At 38.6% G+C, this 22111-nt stretch carries 18 protein-coding genes, 1 rRNA gene and 1 pseudogene (1 of these 20 running past the window's edge); 11 read left to right on the top strand and 9 right to left on the bottom strand.

The genetic code is table 11. From position 1 onward, the window contains the following. Positions 1 to 91 precede the first annotated feature (91 nt). Positions 92 to 964 (bottom strand): cation diffusion facilitator family transporter, encoded by an 873-nt coding sequence (locus Q5760_RS24225; protein ID WP_428910053.1) that lies wholly within the window; start codon positions 962 to 964, stop codon positions 92 to 94. A 281-nt stretch (positions 965 to 1245) separates the two neighbouring features. Next, entirely contained in the window at positions 1246 to 2148 is a 903-nt protein-coding gene (locus Q5760_RS24220) for a DUF2935 domain-containing protein (RefSeq protein WP_428910052.1), read from the bottom strand. A 289-nt stretch (positions 2149 to 2437) separates the two neighbouring features. Here Q5760_RS24220 and adhE point away from each other — a divergent pair, with 289 nt between their 5' ends. Further along, on the top strand, positions 2438 to 5041 hold the full coding sequence (gene adhE / locus Q5760_RS24215) for a bifunctional acetaldehyde-CoA/alcohol dehydrogenase (RefSeq protein WP_428910051.1): 2604 nt from the start codon (positions 2438 to 2440) through the stop codon (positions 5039 to 5041). Positions 5042 to 5103: 62 nt separating this feature from the next. After that, positions 5104 to 5763, top strand: a complete 660-nt coding sequence (locus tag Q5760_RS24210) for a hypothetical protein (RefSeq protein ID WP_428910050.1) — start codon at positions 5104 to 5106, stop codon at positions 5761 to 5763. A gap of 29 nt (positions 5764 to 5792) precedes the next feature. Here the strand turns inward: Q5760_RS24210 and Q5760_RS24205 are convergent, their stop codons facing one another. Further along, positions 5793 to 6914 (bottom strand): SEC-C metal-binding domain-containing protein, encoded by a 1122-nt coding sequence (locus tag Q5760_RS24205; protein ID WP_428910049.1) that lies wholly within the window; start codon positions 6912 to 6914, stop codon positions 5793 to 5795. A 241-nt stretch (positions 6915 to 7155) separates the two neighbouring features. Between Q5760_RS24205 and Q5760_RS24200 the strand changes: the two genes are divergently transcribed. From Q5760_RS24200 to Q5760_RS24190, 3 genes are all read left to right on the top strand, one after another. Beyond that, positions 7156 to 7896, top strand: coding sequence for a LysM peptidoglycan-binding domain-containing protein (locus tag Q5760_RS24200; protein ID WP_428910048.1), 741 nt, complete (start codon positions 7156 to 7158; stop codon positions 7894 to 7896). A 162-nt stretch (positions 7897 to 8058) separates the two neighbouring features. Continuing rightward, the gene (locus tag Q5760_RS24195) at positions 8059 to 9723 is read left to right on the top strand and encodes a choice-of-anchor I family protein (protein WP_428910047.1); all 1665 of its coding nucleotides are present in this window, start codon (positions 8059 to 8061) and stop codon (positions 9721 to 9723) included. A 45-nt stretch (positions 9724 to 9768) separates the two neighbouring features. After that, on the top strand, positions 9769 to 9897 hold the full coding sequence (locus Q5760_RS24190; RefSeq protein WP_428910046.1) for a hypothetical protein: 129 nt from the start codon (positions 9769 to 9771) through the stop codon (positions 9895 to 9897). Positions 9898 to 10181: 284 nt separating this feature from the next. On the opposite strand, the gene Q5760_RS24185 is transcribed toward Q5760_RS24190, so the two are convergent. The 4 genes from Q5760_RS24185 to Q5760_RS24170 are packed head-to-tail and all read right to left on the bottom strand — an operon-like array spanning position 10182 to position 14337. Next, positions 10182 to 10946, bottom strand: a complete 765-nt coding sequence (locus Q5760_RS24185; RefSeq protein WP_428910045.1) for a PHP domain-containing protein — start codon at positions 10944 to 10946, stop codon at positions 10182 to 10184. 11 nt (positions 10947 to 10957) lie between these two features. Further along, a complete protein-coding gene (locus tag Q5760_RS24180; RefSeq protein ID WP_428910044.1) occupies positions 10958 to 11776 on the bottom strand; it encodes an energy-coupling factor transporter transmembrane component T family protein in 819 nt (272 codons plus the stop codon). After that, a complete protein-coding gene (locus Q5760_RS24175) occupies positions 11766 to 13463 on the bottom strand; it encodes an ABC transporter ATP-binding protein (protein ID WP_428910043.1) in 1698 nt (565 codons plus the stop codon). Before Q5760_RS24175 ends, Q5760_RS24180 begins: the two co-directional genes overlap by 11 nt. Next, entirely contained in the window at positions 13456 to 14337 is an 882-nt protein-coding gene (locus Q5760_RS24170; protein WP_428910042.1) for a cell division protein FtsQ, read from the bottom strand. The genes Q5760_RS24175 and Q5760_RS24170 overlap by 8 nt, the downstream gene beginning before the upstream one ends. 162 nt (positions 14338 to 14499) lie before the next feature. Between Q5760_RS24170 and Q5760_RS24165 the strand changes: the two genes are divergently transcribed. The 4 genes from Q5760_RS24165 to Q5760_RS24150 all read left to right on the top strand — a co-directional run bounded on the left by Q5760_RS24165 (position 14500) and on the right by Q5760_RS24150 (position 17465). Then, the gene (locus Q5760_RS24165; protein WP_428910041.1) at positions 14500 to 15342 is read left to right on the top strand and encodes a MurR/RpiR family transcriptional regulator; all 843 of its coding nucleotides are present in this window, start codon (positions 14500 to 14502) and stop codon (positions 15340 to 15342) included. Between the two features lie 105 nt (positions 15343 to 15447). Next, entirely contained in the window at positions 15448 to 16233 is a 786-nt protein-coding gene (locus Q5760_RS24160; RefSeq protein WP_428910040.1) for an inositol monophosphatase family protein, read from the top strand. Positions 16234 to 16492: 259 nt separating this feature from the next. After that, positions 16493 to 17071, top strand: a complete 579-nt coding sequence (locus Q5760_RS24155; RefSeq protein WP_428910039.1) for a LytTR family DNA-binding domain-containing protein — start codon at positions 16493 to 16495, stop codon at positions 17069 to 17071. Further along, on the top strand, positions 17061 to 17465 hold the full coding sequence (locus tag Q5760_RS24150) for a DUF3021 domain-containing protein (protein ID WP_428910038.1): 405 nt from the start codon (positions 17061 to 17063) through the stop codon (positions 17463 to 17465). The genes Q5760_RS24155 and Q5760_RS24150 overlap by 11 nt, the downstream gene beginning before the upstream one ends. A 79-nt stretch (positions 17466 to 17544) precedes the next feature. Here Q5760_RS24150 and Q5760_RS24145 read toward each other — a convergent pair whose 3' ends face one another. Further along, a complete protein-coding gene (locus Q5760_RS24145) occupies positions 17545 to 18465 on the bottom strand; it encodes a DUF4003 family protein (protein ID WP_428910037.1) in 921 nt (306 codons plus the stop codon). 272 nt (positions 18466 to 18737) lie between these two features. On the opposite strand from Q5760_RS24145, the gene Q5760_RS24140 reads away from it, so the two are divergent. Beyond that, on the top strand, positions 18738 to 19301 hold the full coding sequence (locus Q5760_RS24140; protein WP_428910036.1) for a hypothetical protein: 564 nt from the start codon (positions 18738 to 18740) through the stop codon (positions 19299 to 19301). A gap of 40 nt (positions 19302 to 19341) precedes the next feature. Here Q5760_RS24140 and Q5760_RS24135 read toward each other — a convergent pair. Then, a pseudogene (locus tag Q5760_RS24135) lies at positions 19342 to 20487 on the bottom strand (cysteine desulfurase family protein). An 834-nt stretch (positions 20488 to 21321) separates the two neighbouring features. Between Q5760_RS24135 and Q5760_RS24130 the strand changes: the two are divergent. Next, positions 21322 to 22111, top strand: a 16S ribosomal RNA gene (locus tag Q5760_RS24130); it runs 760 nt beyond the window's last position.

Here is a 22111-nt window from a genome sequence, read left to right as displayed (position 1 = left end):
TTTGACCAATTTCCATATATAACAAAAACTACCAAATATTATTTATATGGTAGTTTTTGTTGTTAGTATTATAGGATTTTATTAGAAATGATTAATTAGGTTCAACATGAACATGAACAGAATAAACATCATGTTCTTTCGTTAAAGCTTGTTCCACATTCGTAGAAACATCATGTGCCTTAGTAATATCCATTGTCGAATTCACTAAAATGACAACGTCAACAACCGGATTATTACCATAGTTTCTCGCCTTAATGTCTTTAATTCCCTTGACACCATAAGTTTTTAAAATGGTTTTTTTATACGATTGAATCGCCTCGTCGTCAAAACCATCTGTCAATTGGTGGGAAGCCTCCCGAAAAATATCCCATGCTGTTTTACAAATTAACAAGCCTACAATGACGGCGGCTAATGGATCCAGCCAGGCCATTTGGAATTGTGACCCGAAGATACCCACAGCTGTTCCAATACTTACCCAAGCATCTGAAAGGTTATCCTTTGCTGCGGCCATGACGGACTGACTATTAATCTTCTTAGCTAAGCGCTTATTATAGTGGTAAACACCGTACATGACGAGCGCGCTAAAAATCCCTGTCCATGCCGCAATCACATCAGGGGATGTATGTCCACCCTTAAAGAAGGAGGAAATAGCGGTATGTAAGACTTGAATCCCTACTACCATCATGATAAAAGAAGCTACCATGGAAGCAACGGTTTCAGCTTTCCAATGACCATATGGATGATCTAAATCAGCTGGTTTTTGAGAAAGCCTCAAACCGATTAAAACGGCAATAGATGCAATAATATCAGTCGTATTGTTTAAACCATCGGCTTTCAGGGCCTCTGAATCCGCCATATAGCCAATCGCTAATTTTAATGCAGATAAACAAATATAGGCAATAATACTAATGATAGCCCCGCGTTCTCCAAGTTTTAAATCACGATACTTTTGTTGATCATCCATATTATCACCTCTCCTAAACTCTGTAACTATCTTAACAAGGCAATTTCGTGTGGGTCTACAGAAACCTTTTTTCACAAATGTATAAAAGTAATTTCTATGCAAATAAATTTCCCTTGGGCAAAATACGGTAGAATCGTTAAAAAAAATGAACAGTTTCTATGTAAATGGTTTTGGGTAGGAAGAGGATAAAACAATGGAAGATTTATAGCAAAAAACCAGAGTGGGTTCCACTCTGGTTTTTAATGATATTTTAATGATATTTTACCTCTCCCAGTCATAGGTTACTGTTGTTCCTCGCGCTTTTTAGTTTCCAGTCGTTCTTCCAACATTTTGATCATAAAAAGGAAATGGCCGGCTTCTCGTACAACATGGTCTGCTAGAAGAGGATCGATGACATTGCGAATTTGACAGGATTTGATTAATTCTAACCCCGTTTTTTTAAACTCCCTCAACTCTTCGGTCGCGGATTCGCTATCTTTATTCATCTTACCGATAATTGGGTAGGTAGGCTGTTTACGATATAACATCGATTCTACATCCCGTGCTTGATTGAGAAGTGTTTCAAAATCATCCCCAAATTTACGAGCCGTATTTACTAAATTTCTTTCAGATTGATCGAGCAGGGAAGCAATGAATCTTGAGTGTTCCATCATGATCTTTAGCCAAAAAACATTCTCGCTAATAATCGCATCTTGAATCGGATCTAAAATGCCTTTATTAAACTTTTTAAGCGTTCTCATGAAATATTCTGCTTCACGTGCGATATGATCGACGAGAAGTGGAAAGTTAAATCCATGGATTTTGCAATTGACAATGAGAATTAAAAGGTTTCGTTTAAAGTTTCGAAAACCATGAACCAACTCAATGCTTTCTTCATTAAATCTTCGAATCAAATCGGCATTGGGAGCGATTTGATACGCCTTTTTTTCCTGTTCTTCAAAAAAATGATAGAAACGATCTGCTTGTTGAATTAATGGTTTATCATTCCGGTTAAAACCTTCCCCTAAGAAGAAGGCATGTTCCTTCATGATTCTTAGCCAAAACCGATTTTCGGTTAAGGATCGTTCAATAAATAATTGTTCACTTAAAGCTTCAGGTCTTGCAGCAAATGCTTCGGGTGAAACTAACATCTGATTAAACTGCTCGGATGTCACATGCCCTGGAATATGGTGCTGATGATCCATTGTTCAACCCCCTGTTATAGGATAAATAGGTAAAAAGAAGAATCCTATAAAAGATATGTTGCATAACAGCAAATCATACTTAAGGGAATTGTAATATTCATCACAATCAGGTGAAAAGTTTTCACAATATTTGAATTGCAATTGATATTTTTCTGTATTAAAATCAAAAGCATAACTAGATATGCTCAATTATTCACAAACATTAAGGGAGGTCTTTCATGTAATACAAAATAGGTTTATTTTTTTATAGGATTATGCTCAATCTTTCACAATATAAAGGAGGATATTCATGGCTATTAAAGAAGCAGAACTCACACAAGGAAAGGTTGTATTAAATAAGATTAACGAATTGGTTTCCAACGCTGAAAAGGCCTTAAAGGAATTTAAACAATTTGATCAAAAACAAATTGATCAAATTGTAAAGGGAATGGCGATAGCGGGATTGGACCAGCACATGCCTTTAGCAAAACTTGCAGTCGAGGAAACTAAACGAGGAGTTTATGAAGATAAAATCATCAAGAACTTATTCGCAACGGAGTACATATGGAATAGCATAAAAGACGAGCCTACAGTTGGAGTGATTCATGAAGATCCATTAGAAGGAATTGTGGAGATCGCAGACCCTATTGGCGTGATCTGTGCAGTAACACCGGTAACCAATCCTACATCCACGACGATGTTTAAGATATTAATCGCGATTAAAGCCCGGAACCCGATCATCTTTGCTTTTCACCCATCTGCACAAAAATGCTCAAGTGAAGCAGCGAGAGTATTACGGGATGCGGCGATTAAAGCAGGGGCACCACGGCATAGTATTCAATGGGTTGAGGCTCCATCGATGGAAGCCACCCAACAGTTGATGACACACCCTGGTATTTCTCTCATCCTAGCAACCGGTGGTTCGGGAATGGTTAAATCAGCTTATAGTTCAGGAAAACCAGCTATTGGAGTGGGTCCTGGTAATGTTCCTTGTTATATTGAAAAATCAGCCAATCTTAAACGGGCGGTAAATGATCTTGTTTTATCAAAAACCTTCGATAATGGGATGATTTGTGCTTCAGAGCAAGCGGTCATTATCGATAAAGAAATTTATGAGGAGACAAAAAGGGAATTAATTAAACTTGGCTGCTATTTTCTATCAGTAGAGGAAAAGGCAAAAGTAGAAAAACTAGTGATTAATGAGCGTACTTGTACGGTTAATGCAGCGATTGTTGGACAAACAGCAAGCAAGATTGCTGAAATGGCAGGGATCCAGGTTGCAGAGGATACAAAAATTCTCATTGCTGAATTGGCTGGAGTCGGACCTGACTTTCCTTTATCTCGTGAAAAACTAAGTCCTGTTCTTGCCTGCTATAAGGTTCATTCCACAGAGGAAGGAATGAAATGTGCAGAAGAAATGCTTGAATTTGGGGGTCTTGGTCACTCTGCTGTTATTCATTCTACGAACAGGGACGTTCTTAATGAATTTGCTAGAAGAATGAAAGCCGGTCGAATTATTACAAATTCTCCTTCTTCCCAAGGAGGCATTGGTGATATTTATAATGCGAATACCCCATCATTGACATTAGGATGTGGATCATATGGCGGCAACTCAATCTCAGTGAATGTGACGGCTGCACACCTGATTAATATTAAGAAAATGGCGAGAAGGAATAATAATATGCAATGGTTTAAAATTCCACCAAAAATTTATTTTGAGAAAAATTCGATTCAATATTTAGGAGTCATGCAAGGAATCTCTAAAGCAATGATTGTGACCGATCCGTCGATGGTCCAATTCGGCTATGTCGATAAAATTGTTTATTATCTTGAGCGGAATCCAAATAACGTTCACTATCAAATATTTTCACAAGTTGAACCCGATCCTTCGATTGAAACCGTCATGAATGGAACAAAGATGATGGAGGAATTTCAGCCTGATGTCATCATTGCGCTAGGTGGGGGTTCGGCAATGGATGCCGCAAAGGGCATGTGGTTATTTTACGAACACCCAGAAGCTGACTTCTTCCAGTTAAAACAAAAATTTATGGATATTCGTAAACGGGTTATTAAGTATCCGCAGCTTGGTACAAAGGCAAAGCTTGTAGCGATTCCAACAACGTCTGGAACCGGTTCAGAGATGACTTCATTTGCGGTTATTTCTGATAAGGTCAACAATATGAAATATCCATTAGCCGATTATGAATTAACACCGGATATCGCGATTATTGACCCTCAATTCATCATGACCCTTCCAAAATCAGTAACGGCTGATACAGGGATGGATGTATTGACACATGCGATCGAAGCTTACGTGTCGGTTATGGCGAACGACTATACAGATGGTCTTGCCATTAAAGCGATACAATTGGTGTTTCGATATTTGCCTAGAGCCTATAAGAATGGTAACGACGAAGAGGCAAGGGAAAAAATGCATAATGCTTCTGCAATAGCGGGTATGGCTTTCTCGAATGCTTTCCTTGGCATTAACCACAGCTTAGCCCATAAACTTGGCGCAGCGTACCATGTTCCGCACGGACGTGCCAATACGATCCTTTTACCGCATGTAATACGCTACAATGCAACAAAGCCGAAAAAATTGGCAACCTGGCCAAAATATGAACATTATATTGCTGATGAACGCTATGCAGAAATTGCTAGAATACTAGGATTGCCATCAAAGACAACGGCGGAAGGAGTCGAGAGTCTCGTTGGAGCCATTATTTCTTTAGCAAAAGAATTAAATATTCCAATGAGCCTCGAATCTCAAGGAATTGAAAAGAGAGAGTTTGAACAACAAGTAGACGTATTAGCGGATCGTGCCTTCGAAGATCAATGTACAACAGCAAATCCTAAACTGCCACTTGTGTCAGAGCTTGCTGAGATCTATCGTAAAGCATATAAAGGGATTTAAGAGATACAAGGGGAACATTAAAGAATTTTTATAAAGCATATGCCGTTTCTTGGGGTGTGTTGATGAGGGGAGATGGGAAAACCCATAAACGTTTTTATGAGCAATGGTGGTTTTGGCTATTTCTGTTTGCCTTTGTTAGTGTGGTCTTTATTACTAGTAATAAAGATAAAGTAGAACAAACAGAACCAGAACAAGATGACGCAATAGAAATGAAAGAAACAGTAGCAATAGAAAAAGAGGCACAAGGGAAAGAAAATCCACATCAGGAAACGGTAGAGTTGGCACAACCAGCATCTGGAACCTCTTCGGATCCATCTGTCTATAGTAATCCGGTTAGTAAATTAGATGCTAACAAAGTGAAGAGAGAAATTGAGGAAAAGGCTGTACATGACTGGCCGGATGATTATATTATGCAAGATTTTCAGGTAGAAGAACAAACGAAATCATATCATAATCTTTTAAAGCTAAACATTGATTCAAAGGTGAAAGAGGAAATACTAAATAAGGCTGTAAATGATTGGCCTAACGACTATACAATGGTTGAGTTTCAATATAACCAACAGGTATCAGCCTATGAAGATGTTATGGATCTTAAACCCGCGGATGAGGCTGAAAAGAGAGTATTAGAGAATGCGAAAAGGGATTGGCCGAATGATTATGAAATGATCAAGTATCAATATGAAGAACAATTAAAGGCTAAAATAATTGATAATAAGGGATAGGGGACAAGTCCCCTATCCCTTATCCGATTTTAATTCATACAACACTTTTTATACTTCTTCCCACTTCCGCATGGACATGGATCATTTCTGCCGACCTTTTCGGTTTTTACAGGCATAGTGAATGGGTCGAGCATGGAATTTCGTTCTTCCTGAAGCCGAGCTTCTTCTTCTAAGCTTTTCTCCAATTCTAGCCGATGGGGTTGATCTACTTCATTTATGACGATATTGGCATAAAGGGATTTATCTAAATCTAGCAACATTGAATCATAGCCATCTTCTATCAACTTCTGTACTTTCGGGATGGCTTCAATGGAAAGATGTTGGCAAAGAGCGTCCGCAATCATTGTTTTTGCCGTGGGATCGGTTGCGTTGTCGAAGAGATGCAGCAACAGTTGCTCTGCTTTCTTCGTTTTAATCTTAGCTAGGACCTCAATAGTGAAATAGAAGGCAGGCTCATTTAAAGCAATCTTTGCCACCTCATCGATGACGATCTCTGTTCCTATTTTAATAAGAGCATCTCTGGCTTCTTCTAAAGCAAGGTCCCCCTCATCTTTATCGAGAATTTGAACTAATTCAGGAATGACGGATTCCGTTCGTAGTTCACCAGCCATATAGAGGTTGAAGATTCCTGCATAGTTAAGATAGTTATTTTCGTCTAAATTGGTACGAATTCCATTCTCTATTTCCCACTGAGGAATTTCTCCGCGAAGAATTAATTCTTTCACGATTCTTTTGCCAAGATGATAAATCGACTGGTCATACTTTTTCTCAAGGTCGTTCATGATTTGCCCAAATTCCATCCAAAGCGCCTCATTATCTAAATCTTTGATTTTTTGGAGGTTTTGGAAATAGATGCCTCCCAAATAAGGTTTCAACAATTCTTTATAAGCTAAAAGTAATTCTGTTTCTACTTTATTTATGATTCTAAGAATCCAAAAGTTATGTTGATCCATACTTGGGTTATTTTCTACGAGCCTTTCCAACCCAACTTCGTTAACGGGCATAAAATCAACATGGGGAAGCACGGATTGAGATGAAATAGGATTTATTTCATGTGATTGTAAAGCAATTAAAAAGGTATTTGGAGTAGCAAGATAACTGTTTTTCAAAATCGTTGCTGCATACTTACGAACAAATACATTCTCACTCAAAAGAAATGGTTCGACTTTTTCTAAAAAATGGTTCATGGATAGTTGCCCTTTCTGTTTTTTTACTTTAAGTATAATGGAAGGGTAGTTTTGTGTCACACAAGAACGGTCCCCATGTTACTTATGCTTTTGTAATGTTTCGTTATCAACCTGTTATATTCGTCATGAATTTAATATCTCCCTGACCTTATTGTGTAAGATTCATATGCTAAGCTTGTCCGTAAGGTTACAACAATGGGAGGCAATGAAATTGAAACATAAAATAGGATCGATTCTAACAGCAGTTTTAATTATGTTAGTCGGTACAAATACATACGCAGAAGAAATCACGGTTCAAAAGGGAGATACCTTGTGGGGACTCTCGCAACAATATAATACTTCCGTAGAATCGCTAAAAAAATGGAATCAGCTATCAGATGATCTCATTTATGCCAATGATGTTCTTGAGGTTTCACCGATGAAAAACGTAATCATAGAGGAAGGGGATACCCTCTGGAATATGTCACAGGTTTATGGAGTTTCAGTAAAAGATTTAATGGAGTGGAACCAATTATCTTCAGAAATCATTCATCCAGGATTAGAACTTGTTATTTATACAAATAAAGAATCGTTACAAGATCATGAAAAGCCTGTTCAGGGAGGAGCGGCAGCAAAAATGACTGCAACAAAGGCTCCTGCTTCCGAAGCACCTACAGGAAAAGAAATCACGGTTGAAGCAACCGCGTACACAGCGGAATGCGAAGGGTGTATTGGCATCACCAAAACAGGTGTGGATCTGAAGAATAACCCTGATAAAAAAGTGATCGCAGTGGATCCGTCCGTGATTCCTTTAGGTTCAGAAGTTTACGTTGAAGGATATGGGCACGCAACAGCTGAGGATATCGGTAGTGGAATCAAGGGACATGAAGTTGATGTATTTATCCCTGTCCATGAAGATGCGTTAGAGTGGGGCCGAAAACAAGTGAAAGTAACCATTATCGATTAATAGAATGTAAAGGGGTCAGACTCCCGTTGCGCAAACGTGCTAAAGCAATGGGGTCGGTCCTTTTTTTCTTTATATTACAAAAATTTTATTTATTCTTCACATAGATTTAATATTTATTCGTTATTCTATTCTTCTATGAAACTATTAGACGGAGGAATTATTGTGAACTTAAAATATACATTCATAACAGGTATCGCAGCAGCAGGTCTTCTATTTTCGGGTGTTCAAGCCTACAACGTTTTAGCGGAAGATTCTTCTTCATTTTTCCAGTATAAGGGCGGTCACCTTAAAGTCTCTCAAGTGGGTCAATATGATAGTGGAGCTGGAGAAGGTGGAACTGAAATTTTAGCTTATGACGAAAACTTAAACCGCGCTTTTGTCACAAATGGAGCAGAATCTGCTCTTGATATTCTATCATTTAATAGCTTGGAATCAGAAAAATTTAACACAATCGAATCATCGAAACGAGTTTATTTAGAAGATTTTGGGATCGAAAATGTAAAAGACATTACAAGCGTTGCCTCACATCCTACTAAAGATTTGATCGCTTTATCTGTAGTTAGCGACCCTAAGACCGACCCCGGTTATGTTGTATTGTTGACAAAAGAGGGTGAATATTTAACCAAGGTTCTAGTTGGTTCTTTACCGGACATGGTTACTTTTACTCCTGATGGAACAAAGCTCCTATCCGCCAATGAAGGTGAGCCAAATGATGATTACAGTGTTGACCCTGAAGGGTCAATTTCTATTATTGATGTAACAAATCTAGATTCAGAAGCACTAAAGGATTTACAAGCAATAACATTAACATTTGAAGGAGTTCCTTTGGATGATAATGTTCGAGTAAGTTCAAAAGGAACTATTCTTCAACAACTAGAACCAGAATACATTTCAGTATCTGACGATAGCAAATGTGCATACGTAACCCTTCAAGAGAACAATGCCATTGCTACTGTTGACCTTGAAACCAATACTATTATCGATGTTAAAGGATTAGGAGTGAAAGATCATTCTTTACCGGGTAATGAACTAGATGGTAAAAGAGATGACAAAACCAAGATTGAAAGACTCCCGCTTTTAGGCTTCTATATGCCGGATGCCATTGATACATTTACTGTAGGAGATAAAACCTATATCGTTACAGCTAATGAAGGAGATGCCCGTGATTACGATGCCTATTCAGAAGAAGCGAGTATAAAAGATATTGCGGACCTTATTCAATTAAATGCGGAACACTATGAAGGATATAATCAAAAACAACTTGATAGATTGGTAGAAAACGGACTTCTTGATGAGTTAGCTAAAACCAATATCACCCTTGAAAATGGTCTGAACGAAGAGGGAAAATATGAGGCACTATACTCTTATGGTGGTCGCAGCTTCTCCATTTTTGACGCTGAAACAATGGAATTGGTTTATGACAGTGGAAAAGAGTTCGAAGAATTGACTGCTAAGGCATTACCTGACTACTTCAATACAACAAATGATGAGATTAGCTACGATAAAAGAAGCTCTGCTAAAGGACCTGAGCCCGAAACGGCAATTACTGGTGAGATCAACGGTATTACATATGCCTTCATCGCACTTGAACGAACAAGTGGAGTTATGGTTTATGATTTAAGCAATCCTAAAAAGCCTAAATTTGTAACCTTTATCTCAAGTCGTGACTTTAGTGAAGATGTGAAGGGCGATGTATCTCCTGAAGGTTTACACTTTATTCCTGCAGAAACGAGCCCTACTGGAAAAGCTTTACTAGCTGCTACACATGAAGTTTCAGGAACAGTAGCTGTTTATGAATTTGATACGAAAAAGGGTCAGAAAAAATAACTTCATAATAAAAACAAAAGAGGCTATCCAAAAGGTCGGTGAAAGTTGACTTTTGGGGGCCTCTCTTTTATTGTTGTCCATTCAATCGGAGTGACCTTAAAAGGACTTGCTGTTGAAGAAACAAAGAATGGAGTTTATGAAGATAAAATCAACAAAAATCCACTTCGCTACTGAGTACATATCACATTAAAGATACAGATGGAGTCATCCATTAAGTTGTATGAGTGAGAGTGTGACCCCATATTGAGCTATCTGTGCTGGAACACTAGAACCATCCCTTTGTTTCAAGCTTAGATATAGTGAAAAGGTGGAAGGTAATTAAAGTAAGGTTATAAGAGCGGTGTAATGAGGGGAGATGGGAAATCTCTAGCTTCTCGGGGGTGATTATAATCATTTATTACAAAATGTAAAATCGATTCTGCCAACACCTCTCATCTATCAGCAGAATCGTTTAGTAGTTATTCAGCTATTTCTTGCAACTTTTCCTTTGCAAGTGCTTTTAGTCGGACGGCTTCAGACACACGTTCATGTAAATCTTCGGCTACTTCTACAAAAAACTCTCTGTTTATAACAGCATTTTTAAGTTCTGATACATTTCGACAGGTTTGATGTAACACCGTATAGACGGCTCCATATTGTTTATAATGATGAGTATCACTTCCACCTACCACTGGTTTATCAAGAGCGGAGGCGAATTCATTCACATCTTTAATATTTTCTTGAATCCCCCGTGTATGCAAGTCTTTGCCATTTAAATCAAAAGCGTCTAACTTTATTAATAAAGAAGGGTCGTGCTGGGTTAGTGACGTTTCAGGGCGATAAGGGTGAGCGCCAATGACGAGCATTTCATATTTGGATCGCAGTGCCAATAAATCCGCGAAAGGAATGAAGGAGCCTTTTTCAGTAAAATCATTTAGCTCCTTACGCATATCGCGAACATCCTGAACATCTCCAATACATAAAATATGCCCAACTTCGAGTACGTCTACTTCCATCCCTGGGAAAACCTTTAAACCATAGACATCATAGAACCCATCTACATAGGGGAAATGAGCATCGATTGTATCATAAACCTCAAAGAAATTACTTGTATTAAAATGCTCAGTTACTGCGATGCCATCAAGACCGGCCTGAAGCGCACCTTTTGCCATCTCTTCAAAATGAGAGATTGAAAAATCAACTTTTTTAGACAGTTTCGCATGTGTGTGAAAATCAAATTTCATAATAATCCCCTTTATAAAACAAAATGTAAAGCATGAACAATGACTAAATAGAAAATCGTGATTAGGATAAATGAGTAATCCATATAGGAAAGTTTGAGATAACCTGTTTTCAGTTTCACCATATCCTTGTTACTGGCACCGTACGTAAATCCCTTTACTTCTAGCGCCTCTACCGTTGTTCTCGAACGTTTTGCTGTATTTAGGATCAACGGATAAAAGGAACGAATAAAAACAATTAAGAAATACGTGATTTTTCGCCAATAGAAAAAACCACTTTTGTCAGGAGCTTTTCCTCGTAATCGAAAGGATAGGATAATCTGTTGAAATTCCTCTAGTAAGGTTGGCAAAATCCGGTATCCATAAGCAACACTAAAGGAAAATTGTGCGGGAAAGCCTAATCTTAACAAGGCATCGCTAAATTTCTCTGGATTCAGACTCGTAAAAACGGCAACACTGGCAAGGGAGATCCCGCCTAGCTTGATGCTTAGCCAAAACATTGGAAGGACGGTTTCCAAATTCCCGCCAAAAAAGAGTGAAATCAGAAACAGAAAGACCATTTCCCCTAATAAACCAAGTCCTAATACCGTTAGAATCAACGGACTGACCTTCGCCTTATAAGTTAAAAAAACCATGAGCAGCAAGTAACCAATTAATACAACGTGACTATGAATAAACCAAGGCACAATCGCAAAGTAGCAATACCAAAGCAAAAGGACACGAGGATCAAGCTTGGTTAAGAGATTCACCTCGGTACTATAAGCTGTTCGAACGAGCTCTCCTTTTACATATTCAAGAGAAAACTTGTCATCTATGAATTTACTAATTTCCAACGGAAACACCTCGCTTTAATCCCTTCCAATAGTCAACAAAGGAATCGACCGTTGGACAGTAAGGAACATTCAGCTTTTGACATAGTCGAATGATTTGTGGCGGTACCAGATTGGCCCGTTCAAGTAATTCATCTTGCTGAAAAATCGCTTCGCTGGAATCATCCGCAATTAATTCGCCACCATTCATGACAAGGATACGGTTAGCCCATTCGGCTACAAGCCCCATATCATGGGTGGCAATGATAATCGTATCCACATGTTTTTTAAGCTTTTCGAGCATTCCTATAACCCTAGCTTTTGTTGCAATATCTAAATTGGCCGTGGGCTCATCAAGAATAATAATCGAAGGGCGCATTGCTGCTCCAATGGCTAATGAGACCCGGCGCTGTTGACCACCACTTAACAAACGAGCATCCTGATGCTGCAGGTGAGTTAAATCGAAATCCTCTAATAGTTTGTCAACAAGAGAGGAATCTTCTACTTTTCTAGCTTTTAAATAGAACTCAATTTCTTTCCGTACACTATCATCAATAAACATTTCCTCAGCATTCTGAAACACATAAGCGACATGATTGACCATCGCTTCTGGTGTATGTTTTTTAATACGTTCCCCAAACAATTCCATGATTCCATCTGTTGGTTTCGTGACTCCACTTATCACTTTTAATAAAGAGGATTTTCCAGCCCCGTTATTACCAACGAGTGCGATTTGATCCCCTTTGAAAAAGGTAGTAGAAACCGAGTTTAACGCTATTTTCCGATGCCTTTTAAGGGTTCGATAACTAACTGTTATATCTTTTAACTGTAAAACAGATTGTTTTATCCGTTCTGTAGATGGAGATTTAATTGAGCGAATCTTAGGCTGGACTCCGAAATAGTCGACCGCTTCCTCTAATGTAATGGGGTAGTTTCCCTCTCCACTAATTTCATGAGCTGCTAACGTCACCTGCGGGGGATAAATTTGTCGTTGTATAAGATCCTCTACACTGCATAACGCTTCACGAACGTCTTTTTTCCAAAGAATTCTCCCTTGATCCATCAGAACGACTTGTTTGCAATAATTAGCAATAAATTCGGTATGATGCTCAATCACAATGATCGTTGTCCCGTAGTGCTCATTTAACGTTTTCAGGACGTCATAAATCGTTTTGGCATGTTGAGGGTCTAACTGGGCAATCGGCTCGTCGATGATTAGCACTTTAGGCTTCATGGCAATTGCACCTGCTAATGCAAGTAAATGCTTTTGACCACCGCTTAATTGCCAGACAAACTCATCGGCTAAATCGCTCAAACCTGTGACCTGCAACGCCCATTTTCCCCGTTCCTTAAAGTCCTCCAGCCCATAATTTAATGGGACAAAGGAGGCATCATCAAGAACAGTTGGGCGAAGCAGTTGGTTTTCAAAATCTTGATACACATATCCAATTGATTTAGAGAGAGTCGCTACAGGATGATTGGAAGTAAGCAGGCCATCACTTTCCACTTCTCCTTCGAATTCTCCTACATAAAAGTGGGGGATCAATCCGTTCATCGTTTTACAAAGAGTCGACTTTCCTGATCCATTCCCGCCAATAATGGCGAGAAACTCTCCTTCTTCAACAATTAAACTAGCATCATCTAATACTTTATTTTCGCTTCCAGGGTATTGAAAGGAAACATTGCGAATTTCAATTAACGGTTTAGACACTCTTATTCATATCCTCGTTTATATTGGTTTCTTTCCCCTTTTTTAATAAAAATAGAATAATAGCAACAGAGCAAATGGCTGCTACGCCAATGATGATCCAAATAAATGAAGCCCCGTACACCTCAACAAATTCTGGTTCCCAAACCAATAGTTCAATATCAGATTCTGATAATGCTTCAAAAATAAATGCCATGATAGATAGTACAATGGCTACTCCAATAAACTTCGGTGTTATTATCTCCTTGATTGGATAATTCATTTTGTTGTTTCGAGGCTTCATTCCAAGCAACGGTTCGATTTTTCCATATAGCCGTGGTACTAAATATAAAGTAGGAAGTAGGGCAAATAAGGTACCTGAGAAAATCAAATCGGTTAAAAATTCCACGCCTTCTACGACAAAGATACTTTCCGCTAATCCTGGTACGGCTTCAAACTCTTCAACCCCAATGACAACCTTTAAAATATCAACTAGGGTAGCGATCACGAGGAAGATTCCATAACCTGCAATGGCCCCAATGGCTACTTGTGATTTGCTTTGAGGGTTACGAACGATCATTCCGCCAATCGCCATTCCAAGGGCAAATAAGATAAACTTTTCAACTTCACCAATTCCACCAAATTGCCCTAACATGAGCTCACCGAAAATTAATTCCCCTGTAGAAGCACCAATTGCAGCATAAAGGGGATGGAACAGCATACATAACGCTAAAGGAATGAAAGCAAAAGCATCGATAGAAAGTTCAATCGGTCCCAATTGAAGGGATGGAACAAGCTCCGTGAACATGTTACTAAGACCATAAAGACACATCGATAAAATAAAGACCATCATTTTTTGTGACTGTGTTAATTGGTACGGTTTTGTTTTCGTTAACAACTTCTTCTCCTCCTCAAATTCTTTATTCACATTCATTGTAGGGATGGATTGTTAAGAGGACGTTAAGGAATGATATGAAAATTGTAAGGTATTTTTAATTATTATTTTTATGAAAAATATTTTTCATAATGTGATAAAGTGTTTATAGGAGGGAACAAGAAAATGGATATAAAATGGGATGTTTCCAAACTAACCGCTAGTCAAAAAAGAATTGCGGATTTTATCGAAAAAAATGGTGAGCATGTTCTGTACTATACAGAAACGGAGATCGCGAAATCCTTAGGGGTAAGCAATGCAACGATTTCGAGATTTTGGAAAAATATCGGCTTTGATAACTTCAAATCCTTTAAAGCGACAATAAAAGACCAAGAAATGGTTTCACCAGAAAATAAATTGAAAAATTCATTGTTGCAAATTCAACAGAAAAAATTGCAAGTTCATGAACATTTGCTATCGATGACGAAGAGTCAACTCGTTAATACCTTAGAATCACTGGATGTAGAGAAGTTTAAAGAGGCTATTACGTTGATGTCCCAATGTAGGAGGCTGTATATTCATGCTCCTTCTTCAGCAGAAGGACTTGGGATATTAATGAAACATCGCTTAGCACGGTTTGGTTTAGATATTGAGATTTTGCCTAAAAGTGGTCATGAGATTTTTGAATCCTTAATGCATTTCAGGAAAGAGGATGTGGTGTTCATCTTCGGATTTGTGTCGATGAACCGAGAGGCAAGCGTCTTATTGGATTATGCCAAAAAGGTAAACTACAAAACGATTATTGTGACGGATTGCTTAATTTCAGATTTTCAAGATAGCGGTGATTACGTGTTCTACTCGAATCGTGGGGAGCTGGGGGAATTCCACTCCATGATCGCCCCTACTTTTCTAATCGAAAACTTCATCCTCGGCATCGGTCAACAACTCGAAAAACAATCACTTCGGAATTTAGAGAAGCTAAGTGAATTGCGACAACAATATAAAGACCAACTACCGAGGCTGAAATGAATTTGATGAAGGGCGCTATCTTCTAGATAGGGTGACAGGCACCTTCCATAAAATGGAAGGTGCCTGTCACCATCCAAAATTTAGTATTAGAATGGAGTTGTTAGGATGGAGAATATTCAAAGCGTACATACCCAAGTTATTCAATGGTTGGATGAACTTGTGCCTTTTATTAAACGATCATTATCGCAAGTCCTACAAATTGAGGAGAAGGCACATCGTCAAGATCTTGTTACCAACATGGATAAAGAAGTGCAAGATTTTCTTGTAGGTAAAATTACTGAGAGCTATCCCAATCATATGATTATTGGGGAAGAGTCGCCATTACCTCCATTGAATGAAAACAGAGAGCATGTCTGGACCATTGACCCGATCGACGGGACGGCTAACTTTGTGAAACAGAGTGACCATTTTTGTGTATTAATCTCTTATTATGAAAATGACATAGGGAAACTTGGATATATCCTTGATGTCATGAACGAAGATTTATATTATGCGATTGAGAACGAAGGGGCTTTTTTGAATCATGAAAAACTGACAGAACCACCTGAAATCTCCTTACAGGATGGATTGATTTCAGTCAACGTGAGGGAATGGTACGGAAAAGAATGTTTTGGAAAATTGTCTCAGGAATCCTTTGATATTCGCTATTTTGGCTGTGGCGGTATTGATAGCATTCATGTCATAAAAGGGAAGTTTGCAGCCTTTGCCACATCCAAATCGGGAAACTGGGATTTAGCCGCACAATTAATTTTTGCAAAGGAATTAGGGTTGAAGGCTTCTCGTTTCGATGGTAGTGCCATTACTTATTTAGATGGCGGGGACTGGGTACTGTCTAATAAAGGTACCTATGATGAACTGATTGAGATATTAAAAGGATGGCATGAGTCGTAGGGCATCTTTATTCATTTTAAAGAGAATTCCACGTTCAAGTGTAGCACTTTCTAGAAAAAACAGCTCCTTTTCGTAAAACGTAGGTTCATTTGGTTAAACCAAATCAGAGCTAAAATACGAAAGGAGCTATTGGTATAAGGATAACCAGGAGATACAAAGGTTAAAACGTAAAAAGCGGTAATAATTAATTCCCCCTACTCATTTCCTCAAACTTCTTTTGATAAGAGAAAAAGCCTACCTGCTCTCGAATCTTCTTTTAATGTTCATTCATCCAATTCAACATATTAATCATTTAAAAACAAATGTTATTCAACAATCTGAAATTTATATTTGTATTTTTAGTATAGTAAGAGTGAGAAGAAAGAGAGGGGATGAAATGAAAGTAAATATAGATATAAATGAAAAATACGATGAAACAACCGTGACGATTCATGCAAAGAAATGGTCGAAAGAACTTGAAGAGCTAATAAGAAAGTTAGAATATCAAACGCCAAAGCGAATCATCGGTGTCCAAGGAGGTAAATCTGTTCTCCTTTCTCCTAGTGAGATCGACTTTATATTTGCTGAAAATCGTAAAGTCTATGCTTCGATGAATCAGAAATCAATAGAACTAACTATGAAATTATATGAAGCCGAAGAGTTGTTAGAGAGCCATGGATTTTGTCGCTTATCGAAATCAGCTCTTGGAAATCTAAATAATATGGTTTCCTTTGAATTAGCCTTTAACGGTAACCTATGTGTGTATTTTCATTCAGGTAGTAAGGAATATGTTTCGCGAAAATATGTTCATGAGTTAAAAAGAAAACTGATTTTAGGAGTTGAGGAATATGATCGTTGAAATGGTTAGAAGAAGTATGCTTGGTTTGGGATTTGCGGCTATTTTCACATTTGCTATATTAACGGTAATGATGTTGCAGGATGTTCAGGTTTCGATTCCGATCGTATGGAAGAATATGCTAGGCAGTATGGTGATGGGAATTTACTTTGGATGCGCGTCCCTTATTTTTGACATTGAAGATTGGAGTCCTTTAAAGAGAACGGTTGTTCACTTTCTCATCTCGGTGATCACTTGGTTAGCCCTTGCCATCTATATGGGCTGGGTGCCGTTTGAATTATCTACGATTCTCATCGGAATCGGAATCTTCATTGTGGTCTATCTACTATTTTGGTACGGCTCCTACTTATACTTTAAACGGATTGAAAATGAAATGAATAATTCAGTGAAAAAATAGAATGGGACAGGGGGACAGGTAAGTGACTCAGTTAATTGTAGAAATGGGTCAATGGACCTGTCCCTCAAGGTCCACAAATCTATTCACTAGATGAAGAGCCCGTTGATGATGCAACGGCTGCAGATGTAGCGGCAATCATGGCTACTTGTTGGGCCTGAATCATAGCTTCCATAGCAGCGGTGATTCCTGCCGAAGCGTCTGCATAATCTTGTGATACAAATAGAGATGAAATGGTTAGAGCCATGTCTTTATACCATCTAAACGTTTTTAATGCGGTTAGTTCCTGAACCAACGACACAGCTTTATTTGTTTGATCTGAGAGAGCGATAATCCCAAGAGAAGGATAATGCATCCCCTTAACCTTATAACGGCTTTGTTCAAATGATTCTTTAGCCTTAATAACTTTTCTCGTTAATTCCTGTGAGTAGGTCCCGTTCATCACAAGCATATTGGCTAATAACTGTAAATCATTCCCTTTGTAAAAACCTCTTTCATCGAAAGCTGTATAATATTTTTCAGCAGTTTCTACTAATTCCGAAACCCGTTCAGGCTGTTTGGCAATGATCACAGCGGCTGGATAATCATTGTATGAAGTGATAAAAGGATGATATTTTTTCATTTCATCATAAATCTCTTTAGGGCGTCTCGCTTCAGTATCCCTTTCCATTAGGATCGCCGCGATATATGTATACATGGAGGAAGCGAAGCCATTATTCCTAAGTATCTTATAGTTTTGATGTAATCGTTCAATTTCTTCGTCATAATGATTGGTTTTTACATAAATGAGTCCTGCCATGGAAAAGGTAATGGTTCTTAATGGTGAAAACGCAGATGAACTTTTTTTCACCTTCTCTACTACATTTCGAAAATCAGAAGAAATGATTCTTTTCTTTTTTGCCGCACTCTGCGCAGCTGTCATCATCACGAGGCGTTTATCTACCCACTTTCCACCCGAATTCTGCAACGTTTCCATGTTTTCTTGAAATAAACTGATTTCCATTTTCGGTCCTCCCAATAACAATCTTATGACTTTATATACGATTGAAAGAGACTATAAGTTTCAAGAGAACGGACACAGAGAAATCCTAGTGTATTTAATTGCAAATGAGTTTTGACAGCGTATCAAACATGTAGTGCTTTTTCCGATATGAACGGAATTAGTACGAGATGACCGATGTGTTTTTTTATTTTGGGACTATCGATCTTATTTGCATCATAATTAATCTGAAAATTAGGGTAATATGATAATCTACAAATAGGGTGGTCATAATGATGTCAAAAAAGCGAAAGAAAAAGAAACAAAATATAAGGGTTAAAAAAATACAATCGTTTAGCATGACTTGTCTAATTACTGCATTAGTTGCAGGTATTGTCATTTCGATGTTATTAGCCAACCAATTCTCAGAACATATGGTTTGGGGCAATGTTTTTATTCAATTAATGGTTACTTGCTTTGCATTGTTGCTCTCATCTGCGATGATTGGGTGTATTTTTCTAATTCAAAGAAAAGCGGGGAAGATTGCGCTAGGTTTTTTCGGGGGTTTGTTTTTATTGACTACTATTTCTAGCATGGTTACCGGTATTCAATTACTTCGTGATAAAGAGTTTTATGAACAAGGAAAGTATGAAGTCATTATAGGAAAGCCTATCAGGGTTGACTACAATCGCCCTAAAAGTTCAGAGACAACATATGTAGATTCGTTTGAGGTTGATGGAATCGAAATTATAACTTCTCATTTATCTATTGATCAGATTTATTTCGATTCAAATTTAAAAGATGAAATGGTGGTCGTTAAATATCTTCCAAATAGTCGCTATGCGATAGCGGTATACTAGGAAGTTTTTTCAACGAGGATAGACCCTATGATGTAATGACTCATAGGGTCTTTTGTAGATATTCCTTTAGTACACCCACCAATTCGTTAATATCCGATTCAGTATTATGTGGAGAAAGGCTCACTCTTAGAGCGCTGTCTGCAAGAGAACGGCTAAAGCCAAGTGATTCTAGCATCGAAGGTCCACGAGAATGATTAGATTTACAAGCTGCAGCACTAGAAATAGAGATTTCTCGAGAGCTTAGATAGTCTACAACCTCATTATTAGAAAGTCCCGGCAAGGAGAAATTTACAATATGCGGTGCTCCTTGCTTGTTTGAATGAATCACAGCACTAGGAATCTGGTCTGTCAGCGTGCCCATACAATAATCACGTACTGCTTTCATCTGCTGGACATCCTTTTCCATACTAGAAAAATTAAATTCTACAGCTTTCCCAAAACCAGCGATTAAAGGTGTGCTCTCGGTACCAGATCGCACCCCCTTTTCCTGACCTCCACCAAGATGAAGTGAAAACATTTTAGTTCCTTTTTTTACATACAGAGCGCCTGTTCCTTTAGGACCGTGGAGTTTGTGGGCACTAACTGAGATTAGGTCAGCTCCAAGAGTTGCAGCTGTGAAGTTTATTTTTCCATATCCTTGTACAGCATCATAATGAAGCAAGGCAGAGGAATTCTTTTACAGGATGATTTGTTTGATTTCGTTTATCGGAAAAATAAATCCCGTTTCATTATTGACTAACATGGTGCTCACCAAAACAGTCTTCTCATTGATTGCTTTTTCCAGTTCGTTCAAATCGAGTTTGCCACCTAGTGCTGGAATATAGGTAACTTCCCATCCTTGTCTTTTTAGGTCCCGGATTGTTTTTGTGACAGCAGGGTGTTCCGCAACGGTTGTGACAATATGGTTTCCTTGACGTGAATTAGCAAGGCAAGCCCCTTTAATAGCCAAATTATTCGATTCAGTTCCTCCTGATGTGAAATAAATGTCATCTCGGTCTACTTGGAGTGAATCAGCAATAATTTTTCGAGCTTTATCCATTTCCTGCTTGCTTTCTTTGCCAAGACGATGGGTGGAGGAGGGGTTCCCATAAAACTTCGTGAGCATTTCTACTATTTTATCTTTTACCTCTGGATATGGCTTGGTCGTAGAACTATTATCTAAATAAACCTCTCGCAATTTTTTCACTCTTTCTTTAAAAAGTTCCTGATAGGACGTGTCGAATTCTACTATTATAGTAGCAATTATGTTTATGTCGTGTAAAACGGGAAAAAGGTATACTGTTACGTGTAGTGTTAGGATGATCGATTAATAGATAAAACGGGCGCTTATGTTTTGTGCGGGTGAGGTAACAGTCATAGGGGATATAACTGATTCTGGAGAAGAGCATCGTACTAAATAATAAGAAAGGTTTAGTCAATATAGGCATAGAGGCTATAACGACATACTACAATTACTTCGTTATACATTCTGTCAAAGACGAATTGATAATGGAGTAGACGTTGAAAGGTTCTCAAGTTTAGCGGGTGAATAGTAATATAACCAAAATGTATATAAAGATAAGGGTGAAAAAACTACAAGTAGAAGCTGTAAAAATAAAGCTTCCTTATATAGATGAATTAATTTTAAAACTCCTTTCGTTTTGAGAAAAGTTTTTTGTAAAAAAATAATTGATTTCTGTTTGTAGAGATGATAATATATTTCTTCGTTGCCCTTATTTTTTAATAGAGCAATAAATATAGTTAAAAAATAGGTTAAAAAAAGTTTTAATAAAGAAGTTGACTTCGGCGATTGTAGATGATATATTAATACATGTCGCTGAGATGAGAAGTTAAAAAACTTCTGCAAAACAGTTGACTTCAACGAATTTAAGTGATAGACTTCAAAAAGTCGTTAAAACAACGACGGATTGTTCTTTGAAAACTAAACAAAGCAGATAACGTCAACGTTAATTCTAGTTACTATATGTAACAAAAACTAGTTGCTTAATTGCAACAAACTTTATGAGCTTTATCAAACACTTTATTGGAGAGTTTGATCCTGGCTCAGGACGAACGCTGGCGGCGTGCCTAATACATGCAAGTCGAGCGAATCTGAGGGAGCTTGCTCCCAAAGATTAGCGGCGGACGGGTGAGTAACACGTGGGCAACCTGCCTGTAAGACTGGGATAACTTCGGGAAACCGGAGCTAATACCGGATAATTCTTACCAACTCATGTTGGTAAGCTAAAAGACGGTTTCGGCTGTCACTTACAGATGGGCCCGCGGCGCATTAGCTAGTTGGTGAGGTAATGGCTCACCAAGGCAACGATGCGTAGCCGACCTGAGAGGGTGATCGGCCACACTGGGACTGAGACACGGCCCAGACTCCTACGGGAGGCAGCAGTAGGGAATCTTCCGCAATGGACGAAAGTCTGACGGAGCAACGCCGCGTGAGTGATGAAGGTTTTCGGATCGTAAAACTCTGTTGTTAGGGAAGAACAAGTACGAGAGTAACTGCTCGTACCTTGACGGTACCTAACCAGAAAGCCACGGCTAACTACGTGCCAGCAGCCGCGGTAATACGTAGGTGGCAAGCGTTGTCCGGAATTATTGGGCGTAAAGCGCGCGCAGGCGGTCCTTTAAGTCTGATGTGAAAGCCCACGGCTCAACCGTGGAGGGTCATTGGAAACTGGGGGACTTGAGTGCAGGAGAGAAAAGTGGAATTCCACGTGTAGCGGTGAAATGCGTAGAGATGTGGAGGAACACCAGTGGCGAAGGCGACTTTTTGGCCTGTAACTGACGCTGAGGCGCGAAAGCGTGGGGAGCAAACA

The organism is Niallia sp. Kr1 (assembly GCF_050389805.1).
GTDB lineage: Bacteria > Bacillota > Bacilli > Bacillales > Cytobacillaceae > Bacillus_BD.
Note: the sequence above shows the minus strand (reverse complement) of the source record. Positions and strands in the feature narration are given on the sequence as shown.